Origin of the sequence: Massilia sp. CT11-108 (assembly GCF_047302915.1) — a bacterium.
Taxonomy (GTDB): domain Bacteria; phylum Pseudomonadota; class Gammaproteobacteria; order Burkholderiales; family Burkholderiaceae_D; genus Telluria; species Telluria orientalis.
In genome coordinates, this window is the sequence record NZ_JBKYMO010000222.1 from 1 (window position 1) to 9,180 (window position 9,180).

Sequence of the window (9,180 nt, forward strand, 5' to 3'; positions counted from 1 at the left end):
GCGATGCCCTGCCCGATGCCGCGGCGATGCGTCCCGACCAGGTCGTGATGGCGCGCCAGCTGACCTGGCCGCGTCCGGACGGCGGTGCGCTCGCCACGTCGTGGCGCGGGATGGTGCGCAACTACGGCACCCAGCTCGTCACGCGCGCGGTGCAGGCGTCCCGGCAACAGTCGGGCCAGTCGCTGCCGGGCGCGCTGCTGCAGAGCGGGCTGGATGCGCGCGTGCTGCGCCAGGCCGATCTCGCGGCCCTGCCGCCCGACGCCTGGCGGTTCACCGTGCATGCGGGCGGACCGCAGGCACAGCACCTGCGCGTGATCGGGGAAGAGGAACAATCGCAAAAGCCACAGCGCCGCCGGCGCCGTGCCGCGCTGCGCCTGGAGCTGGTGCTGGCCGACGGCACCGTCGTCACGGTGCAGGCGGAGCCGCTGGCCGATGGGGTCATGCTCGAGGTGTGCACGCTTGATCCGGGCACCCTGCTGCACCTGCGCGCCCTGCAGCCGCAGCTGGAAGACGCCGTGCGCCGCGCGGGCCTGCGCGTGCTCGGCTGGACCTGGAACGACGCCCTGCCGGAAGGCCGGGTGCACGCGCGCCTGCCGTCGACCGAGGCGGCGGCCGCCCTCAGCCTGCCCGTGTTCCGCGCGATGGCGGAACTGGCGCTGCTGCTGCCGACGGAGGCCGGCGCCTGATCAGCCGACCGTGCCGATGATCGAGACTTCCCGGTTCTCGGGAATCTCGTTATACGACAGCACGTGCAGCCCCGGCGCGAACAGGCGCGCGTAGCGGGCCAGCAGCGGGCGGATCTGCGGCAGCACCAGGAGCAGCGGCGGCGTATGATGCTGCTTCATCTGCTCGCGTGCCACCGGCATGTTCAGCTGCAGTTGCTGCAGCAGCTGCGGATCGATCGGATAGTTGTCCAGCACGACCTTGCCGCCGTTGTTCTGGCGCGCCTGGTTCAGGGAACCGAGCAGCATGTTTTCCAGCTCGCCCGACAGGTTAAACGCGGGCATGTCCTTCTTCTTGCCGTACAGGCCGGACACGATCTGGCGGCGCAGCGCGCAGCGCACCTCGGCCGCGAGCAGGATCGGATCCTTCGTCGTTTCCGAGCTGTCCAGCAAGGTCGTCGCGATCACGACGATGTCCTTCAGCGACACGTTCTCGGCCAGCAGCACGCGGAACACGCGCAAGAGCTGCGTGTGCGTGAGCGCCTTGTCCAGCGCACCGGCCAGCTTCGGCGAGAGCGCGGTGAGGCGTTCCATCAACGCCGGCACGTCCTCGTGGCGGAACAGCTCCGCCATGTAGTCGCGCGCGACCTTGGACGTGTGCGTGGCGATCGCGCTCGGCACCTCGACGACCTGGTAGCCCTGCCCCAGCGCGTGCGCCTTCTGCTCCGGATCGATCCACGTGACGGCCATGCCGAACGCCGGTTCGATGCCGGGGATGCCGTCGATGTCGCCGTACACGTTCGGCGACGGGATCGCCATCAGGCATTCCGCCACGACCTCGCCCTCGGCCACGACGGTGCCGTTGATCGCGATCGCGTACTGGTTCGGGCGCAGGGTCAGGTCGTCGCGCACGCCGATCGCCGGCAGCAGGAGACCCATCTGCTCGGACAGGCTCTGGCGCACGCCCTTGATCCGCTTCGTCAGCACCTCACCCTGCGCCTTGTCGACCAGGTGCACGAGCTTGTAGCCGACCGTGATCGAGATCGGCTGCACGACGGGCAGCTGCTGCCAGTCGAGTTCCGGCACGCGGTCGTCGCGCAGCGCGGCCTCGATGGCGGCCACGCCCGATTCGTCCGGCGGCTTCACTTCTTCGCGCGCCAGCTTCCAGGCGACGTAGCCGATGGCCGCGGCGAACGCCATGAAGAACAGCGACGGCATGCCCGGCACCATGGCCAGGATCAGCATCACGCCGGCGGCCGAGTACAGGACGCTCGGATTGGCCAGCAGCTGGCCGCCGATCTGCTGTTCGAATTCGCCCGAATCGCTGATGCGGGTGACGAGGATCGCCGCCGCGGCCGACAGCAGCAGCGCCGGCACCTGGGCCACGAGGCCGTCGCCGATGGTCAGCAGCGCATACTGGCGGAAGGCGTCGCCGAACGACAGGTCGTGCATCACCGCGCCGATCGCGACGCCGCCGATCATGTTGATGAGCAGGATGAGGATCGACGCGATCGCATCGCCGCGCACGAACTTGGAGGCACCGTCCATCGCGCCGTAGAAGTCCGCTTCCGCCGCCACTTCCTTGCGCCGCAGCTGCGCCTGTTCCTGGTTGATGAGGCCCGCGTTCAGGTCGGCGTCGATCGCCATCTGCTTGCCGGGCAGCGCGTCCAGCGTGAAGCGCGCGGACACTTCGGAGATACGTTCCGAACCCTTCGTCACGACGACGAAGTTGATGATCATGAGGATCACGAAGACGACGATACCGACGACGAAGTTACCGCCGATGACGACGTTGCCGAAGGCTTCGATCACGTGGCCCGCCGCGCCCGTGCCCTCGTGGCCGTGCAGCAGCACGACCCGCGTGGACGCCACGTTCAGCGCCAGGCGCAGCAGCGTGGTGCCGAGGATGACGGTCGGGAAGACCGAGAAGTCCAGCGGCCGCCTGGTCGAGACGGACGTCAGGATCACGATCAGCGCCAGCACGATGTTGAACGTGAACAGCACGTCCAGCACCGCGGGCGGCAACGGCAGCATGATCATCGCCAGGAGCGTCAGCAGGAACGCCGGCGTGGCGATCTTCTGGCGGCGCAGCTCGAGCATCAAGCTGTTCAGGAAATTCATGTCGGGGATACCTCACTCAAAGCGGCCGGCACGGCCACGTCATTCGGGAACCGCGGGGCGGCCTGGCGCCGACCCGCACGGAACGCATTCAATTGCAGCACGTAGTTCAGCACCTGCGACACCGCCTGGTACAGCGCGGCGGGAATCTGCTGCTGCACCTGGCTGGTGTTGTAGATGGCACGTGCCAGCGGCGGCAAGGCGATCGTCTCGATCTGGTGCTTGGCCGCGACGGAGCGGATGTACAGGGCCATCTCGTCGATGCCCTTCGCCACCACGAACGGCGCTTCCGCACGCTTGGTGTCGTACTTCAGCGCGACCGCGTAGTGCTCGGGATTCACGATCACCACGTCGGCGGTCGGCACCGTCTTGTTCACGTTGCGGCGTGCCATCTGCTGCTGCAGCTGGCGGATGCGCGCACGGATCTCGGGCTTGCCCTCGGTGCTCTTGTATTCTTCCTTCACTTCCTGCTTGCTCATGCGCTGGCTGCGGGCGAACAGGAACGTCTGCAGCGGCACGTCGATCAGCGCGAACAGCACGAACACGGCGACGAGCGCCATCAGGCCGTCGAACATCATGCTTGCGCCGTGCAGCAGCGCGTCCGACAGCGGCATGCGCTGCAGGTTGACCCACGCCGACAGCGCCGAGCGCACGACGTGCACCAGCACCACGGCGAGCAGCGCCGCCTTGGCCACCGACGTCGCGAACGTCGTCCAGTGCTTGCCGGACGCCAGGTTGCCCAGGTTTTTCACGGGCGAGAAGCGGTCGAACTTCGGCACCAGGTTGCTGGTCGAGACGGCCCAGCCGCCCGGCACGAGGCTCGCGGCGACGATCGCGAGCGGCACGGCGGCGAGCGGCAGCACCATCTTCACGAGCAGCACGGCGGCGCCGCTCCATACGACGGTCATCGCGTTTTCCATCGAGCCGGCCGCACCCAGCGGCGCATACACGAGCCGGAACAGCGACCGGAACGACTCCAGGTAGTCCGGGAGCAGGAACGCGAACAGCTTCAGGCTCACCAGGATCCCGACCGCCGTGGCCAGGTCCTTCGAGCGGACGACGTGGCCCTGCTCGCGCGCCTTCTTGAGCTTCTGGGCTGACGCCTTTTCCGACTTGTCGCCGCCGGTATTGTCAGCCATGCGCCGCCCCCATCTGCTGCTGGAGCATCTCCAGCACCTGGTTCGTCATCTGCACATAGTGTTCCGGGATGAAGCGCACGACCTGCACCAGCATCATCAGGCCGAACAGCGTCACCAGCGAAAAACCCAGCGAGAACAGGTTCAGCGACGGCGCGACCCGGTTCAGGAAGCCGAAGCCGATCTGCACGACCATCGTCGAAAACACGATCGGGAGCGCGAGCAGGATCGCGGCCGAGAACACCCAGCCCACGTTCAGCGCCACCGTCTCCAGCAGGAGACTCTTGTAGCCGCCGCCGACCGGCCACGCCTTGAAGCTCTGGCCCAGCACGCCCGCGAGCACGAGATGGCCGTCGACGGCGAAGAACACGAGGATTGCGACGAGGCCCAGCAGGCCCGAGATCACGTCCGACTGCTGGCCGTTCATGGGGTCGTTCATCTGCGCCATCGAAAAGCCCACCTGGCTCGAGACGAGGAAGCCGAGCATGTTCACGACGGCCATCGTCAGCTGCATGGCGAGGCCGATCACGCCGCCGATCACGGCCTGCTCGATCATCACGACGACGCCGGCCAGCGAGAACGGATCCGGCATGACGGCGCCTTTCGTCAGCGGCAGCATCAGGAACGCGAGCACCACGGACAGCAGCGCGCGCACCGGTACCGGCACCAGCGCGTCGCCGATGACGGGAGCCGTCGACAGCAGCGCCATGACGCGGCAGAACGGCCACCACAGCGCGCTGATGAACGGCAGCAGCAGGTGAGACACTTCCAGCATCAGCCGACCAGGGTCGCGGCGCGCTGGAACACGCTCACGCAATAGTCCATCAGTTTGCCGGTCATCCAGTGACCGGCGAGGATCAGGGCCACCAGCGTCACGAGGAGACGCGGCAGGAAGCTCAGCGTCTGCTCGTTGATCTGGGTGGCGGCCTGCACGAGGGCGACGATGACGCCGGCCACGAGGCCCGGCACCACCAGCACCATCACGAGCAGCATCACCAGCTGCAGGGCTTCGACGACGAAGTCGACGGCGATATCAGGAGTCATGGGAATGAATGCTAGATGCCGTGGATGCTGCCGACCAGCGTATTCACGGTCAGGGTCCAGCCATCGACGAGCACGAACAAGAGGAGCTTGAACGGCAGCGAGATGACGAGCGGCGAGAGCATCATCATGCCCATCGCCATCAGCACCGACGACACCACGAGGTCGATGATCAGGAACGGAATGAACAGCATGCAGCCGATCTGGAACGCGCTTTTCAACTCGGACAGCACGAACGCGGCCAGCTTCACGGTGAAACCGCGGTCCATCGGCTTCATCTCGGCCGGCTCGCCCGCCAGGTGCGCGATCTGGGCCAGCGCCGTCTTGCTCGTCTGGGCCAGCATGAAACGCGACAGCGGCACCTCGGCGATCTTGAGCGCCTGCTCCAGCGAGATCTTGTCCTTGTCGTACGGGACGAAGGCCTCGTTCCACACCTGCTCGCCGATGGGACGCATGACGAGCAGCGTGAGGATCAGGGCGACGCCGGTGATGATCCGGTTGGGCAGGCCCTGCTGCAGGCCCAGGGCCTGGCGCAGCAGCGACAGCACGATCACGAAGCGGGTGAAGCTGGTCATCATCATGACCATCACGGGCAGCAGCCCGAGGATGGTCATCAGGACCAGGATCTGCGACTTCACCGTGAGGCCGCTGGACGAGCCGGGGATCACGCCGGGCAGCACGTCCGGTGCGGCCCATGCGCCTGCGCTGGCCAGCAAAAGAACGGCGCCCGCGATGGCGGGCGCGTAGCGGCGCAAACCGGCGCCGCGGCATTGCAACGTCATGACGCGATCAGGTCCAGGTTGAGGCCGTCCAGATCGATCACCTTCAGGCCGTACTGCTCGCCCGCGACGACCACTTCGGCGCGCCCGATGGCGGCGCCGTTGACCTTGATGACGAGCGGCTCGCCCGCCATGGCGTCGAGCGGCAGCACGCTGTCCGGGCCGATCGCCATCAGTTCCTGCAGCGAGATGCGGGCCGAACCCACTTCCAGCGTCAGCGTCACCGGGATGCGGCGCATCATCTGCGGCAGGCGCGGCGCGGCTTTCGGTGCCGCGGCCGCGCTTTGCTTGCCTTCTGCGGTTTCTTCCGCCAGCTCGTCGTCGATGAGGATGTCGTCACCAGCGAATTGATCGTTCAGGTTCATGTTGATTACTCGGCGTCTTCAAAAGAGGTTAAACACAGCTTGCCTTTGTGCTCGGCGACGGCGGCGGTAAACAACCGCGCCTCGTCGAGCAGGACGTCGGCCCGGCCCACGTTCACCGGAATCACGTCGCCCACCTTCAGGTCGAACAGTGCGCCCAGGGTGATTTCCTTGCTGACCAGGCGGCCGTCCAGTTTGACCTGAAGCCTGGTCGCAAGGGGCTCGGCCGGACCGCGCGCGGCGGCCGGGCGGCCAGTTTCCAGGCGCAGCGTGCCCAGGATCATGGCCATCAGCTGCTGGTCGGGCGCGATCCAGAACTGGCCAGTGTTGTCGTTGTTATCACGGACCTGCACGCGGAGGGCCCAGTTGCTCTCGCCGGGCATTGCCGAAGGCACCACCGCATTGGCCTGGATGGGCCGCGGCGCCACCTCCATTGCCACATTGGCAGCGACGCGTGCATACAACAGATCGACCATTTGTTGCGTCAGTACGACGCCCAATCTTTCTTCGGTGGCCGTCACGCGCTCGGTTTGCGGGTCCCGCTGAGTTGCGCCGGCGCCACGTCCACCGTAGCGTCGCTCCAACAGTGTCAGTAATAAACCACGCTCGAAAGTCACCGCGACGGTGCCCAACGCACCCAATACGGCCATCCAGCGCAGGCTATTTTCTTGCGGCACGCGGCCGAATTCAACGGTTTCGAGACGCCATCCGGCCCAGTAACGGCGCGCGCTGCCCTGCAGGGCAGTGTCCAGGTCTTCCTGGAGACGCGCCGCAAACTGGGGCAGCAGATGTACCGGACGCCCTAGAAGACAGGGGTCGAGCACTTGGTGCTGCAGGGTGGTGTCGGGGTTTGCAATCGGCATGGTCAAATTAAAAAAATGATAAGCAGAGATGCTTTCTTTTCATTCCTCTGGGCAACAATTATACCCGGGAAATTGTGTCACGCCATTTGATTTTCCCCTTTGAATTCGCCATTGCCCTACGGTAAGATGTGGTTACTGCGCCGGGGAAAACAAACTACACTCTGGGATCGGACGAAACCGCTGCTATTCTCCTCGGTTCCGCGAGAGAAACCAAGCCACAGTACGACACTGAAAATTTAACAATTTTCTAAATGTCAACGTTTCTTGCAGAAAATGAAACGACCGCATTCGCAGCAAGATTGACTAAAAGTTACAATCCGCAAACTTAAGCATGGGAGCGATGAACACGATGGGAACTGAACTTGCCGGCCTGATCCGGGCCGACCTGGCAGCCCTTTCCAACGATGCCAACCGCCTCGCCAGCGTGGCGCCGGCGGCCAATGCCGGCCACCCCACCCTGGGCGATGGCACCGGCAACTTCTCCTTCGCGCAGAGCATGAAGAATGCCCTCGTCAGCGTGGACCAGGACCAGCAGGTGGCCAACCAGAAGATGGCCGACGTGGACAGCGGCAAGAGCGACGACCTGGTCGGCGCCATGCTGTCGTCGCAGCAGGCCAACCTGTCCTTCTCCATGCTGATGCAGGTCCGCAACAAGGTGATGGGCGCCGTGGACGAGCTGATGAAGCTGCCGGTGTAACGGGAACGAACCGATCGTGATTGCTACTCTCAAGTCCGCCTTCGGCGGCAAGCGCCTGGCCCTGCCGCCCGCGCTGACCAGGAACCTGACCCCGATGCTGGTGCTGGCCATCGGCATCACCGCGGCCGTCATGCTCTACATGTGGAACGACCAGGCCGGCTACAAACCGGTGTTCGGCGCCCACGAGAAAGTTGTCGCCAGCGACATGATGAGCGTGCTCGACGCCGAGCACGTGCCCTACCGCATCCACCCGGATTCGGGCCAGGTCATGGTGCCGACCGGCCAGCTGGGCAAGGTCCGCATGCTGCTGGCCGCCAAGGGCGTGACCGCGCAGCTGCCGGCCGGCCTGGAGCTGATGGACAAGAACGACCCGCTGGGCGTGTCGCAGTTCGTGCAGGACGTGCGCTTCCGCCGCGGCCTGGAAGGCGAGCTGGCGCAGTCGATCCAGACCCTGGACGCCATCGCCTCGGCACGCGTGCACCTGGCCATCGCCAAGTCCTCGTCGTTCGTCGCCAGCGACGGCGACAAGTCGTCCGCCTCCGTCGTGGTGGCGGTCAAGCCCGGCCACACGCTGTCGAACGAACAGATCGCCGCGATCGTCAACATGGTCTCGGGCAGCGTCGCGGGCCTGGCGCCGGCGCGCGTGTCGCTCGTCGACCAGAACGGCAACTACCTGTCGTCGCGGGTGGACCTGACCGAAGGCTTCGATGGCGCCGCCCAGGGCGATGCCGCCGCCAAGCGCTACCAGGATGAAGCGCGCGCCAACGTGGCCGGCCTGCTCGGCCCCGTGCTCGGCGCCGACAACTTCAAGGTCAGCGTGACGGCCGACGTCGACAACGACAAGATCGAGGAAACCCAGGAGAAATACGGCGCAGACCCGAAAGTCACCAGCGAAGCGATGCGCGAGGAGATGGAAAAGAGCCGCATGGCGCTGGGCGTGCCGGGCACGCTGTCGAACCGTCCTCCGGTCGCCGCCAATCCGCCGGCCGATCCGAATGCCGCTGCCAACGGCGCCGCCGCAGACCCGAACGCCAAGGCGGACGATGGCAGCGCACGCAAGAACGCGACGACGCGCCAGTACGCCTACGACCGCGCCATCACGCAGATCAAGCGCTCGCGCGGCCGCCTGAAGAAGCTGTCGGTGGCGGTGGTGCTGAACAACGCCAGGGCCGCGACGCCGAAGACGGGCTGGACCCCGGCCGAGATCGCCAACATCGACAAGATCCTGCGCGGCGGCCTCGGCATCGACGCCACCCGCGGCGACGTGCTGACGGTGTCCGCGCTGTCGTTCCCGGCCCCGGTCGCGGTCGAGCCGTGGTACCAGGAGCGCGACAACATCGTCGACATGGTCCGCTACGGCATGTATGCGCTCGGCGCCCTGCTCGGCTGGCTGCTGGTCCTGCGTCCGCTGATGCGCATGCTGAACCAGCGCGTCGCACCGCAGCAGGCAGCGGCAGCCGCCGCGCCGAACCTGGCGACCGTCCAGGCCGGCGCAAGCAACGCCCTGCCGGGTGCCGTGCAC

The 9,180-nt window shown here is 66.2% G+C and carries 10 protein-coding genes; 3 read left to right on the forward strand and 7 right to left on the reverse strand.

Annotated features, from left to right (window positions below; translation table 11 throughout):
* The coding region (locus tag ACEN88_RS17745) for a hypothetical protein (RefSeq protein WP_413341619.1) at positions 1-686 on the forward strand (686 nt) is incomplete at its 5' end.
* Here ACEN88_RS17745 and ACEN88_RS17750 read toward each other — a convergent pair.
* From ACEN88_RS17750 to ACEN88_RS17780, 7 genes are read right to left on the reverse strand one after another with little or no spacing between them, the layout of a single operon-like run.
* A complete protein-coding gene (locus ACEN88_RS17750; protein WP_413341621.1) occupies positions 687-2,783 on the reverse strand; it encodes a flagellar biosynthesis protein FlhA in 2,097 nt (698 codons plus the stop codon). It lies immediately after the preceding gene.
* Positions 2,780-3,919, reverse strand: coding sequence for a flagellar type III secretion system protein FlhB (gene flhB / locus ACEN88_RS17755; protein ID WP_413341622.1), 1,140 nt, complete (start codon positions 3,917-3,919; stop codon positions 2,780-2,782). Before flhB ends, ACEN88_RS17750 begins: the two co-directional genes overlap by 4 nt.
* Complete coding sequence (gene fliR / locus ACEN88_RS17760) at positions 3,912-4,691, reverse strand: flagellar biosynthetic protein FliR (RefSeq protein WP_413341624.1); 780 nt, start codon at positions 4,689-4,691, stop codon at positions 3,912-3,914. The genes flhB and fliR overlap by 8 nt, the downstream gene beginning before the upstream one ends.
* A complete protein-coding gene (gene fliQ / locus ACEN88_RS17765; protein WP_036235061.1) occupies positions 4,691-4,960 on the reverse strand; it encodes a flagellar biosynthesis protein FliQ in 270 nt (89 codons plus the stop codon). The genes fliR and fliQ overlap by 1 nt, the downstream gene beginning before the upstream one ends.
* An 11-nt stretch (positions 4,961-4,971) precedes the next feature.
* Positions 4,972-5,739: a flagellar type III secretion system pore protein FliP gene (gene fliP / locus ACEN88_RS17770; protein ID WP_413341625.1), complete on the reverse strand. Its 768-nt coding sequence runs from the start codon at positions 5,737-5,739 to the stop codon at positions 4,972-4,974.
* Positions 5,736-6,101, reverse strand: a complete 366-nt coding sequence (locus ACEN88_RS17775; RefSeq protein ID WP_413341627.1) for a FliM/FliN family flagellar motor switch protein — start codon at positions 6,099-6,101, stop codon at positions 5,736-5,738. Before ACEN88_RS17775 ends, fliP begins: the two co-directional genes overlap by 4 nt.
* 5 nt (positions 6,102-6,106) lie before the next feature.
* Positions 6,107-6,961 carry a FliM/FliN family flagellar motor switch protein gene (locus tag ACEN88_RS17780; protein WP_413341629.1) on the reverse strand — a complete coding sequence of 285 codons (855 nt, stop codon included), beginning with the start codon at positions 6,959-6,961 and terminating at the stop codon, positions 6,107-6,109.
* Between the two features lie 349 nt (positions 6,962-7,310).
* Here ACEN88_RS17780 and ACEN88_RS17785 point away from each other — a divergent pair, with 349 nt between their 5' ends.
* Both ACEN88_RS17785 and fliF read left to right on the forward strand, forming a co-directional pair.
* On the forward strand, positions 7,311-7,658 hold the full coding sequence (locus ACEN88_RS17785; protein ID WP_413341631.1) for a flagellar hook-basal body complex protein FliE: 348 nt from the start codon (positions 7,311-7,313) through the stop codon (positions 7,656-7,658).
* Between the two features lie 16 nt (positions 7,659-7,674).
* Positions 7,675-9,180 (forward strand): flagellar basal-body MS-ring/collar protein FliF (gene fliF / locus ACEN88_RS17790; protein WP_413341633.1); only part of this gene is annotated, 1,506 nt, incomplete at its 3' end.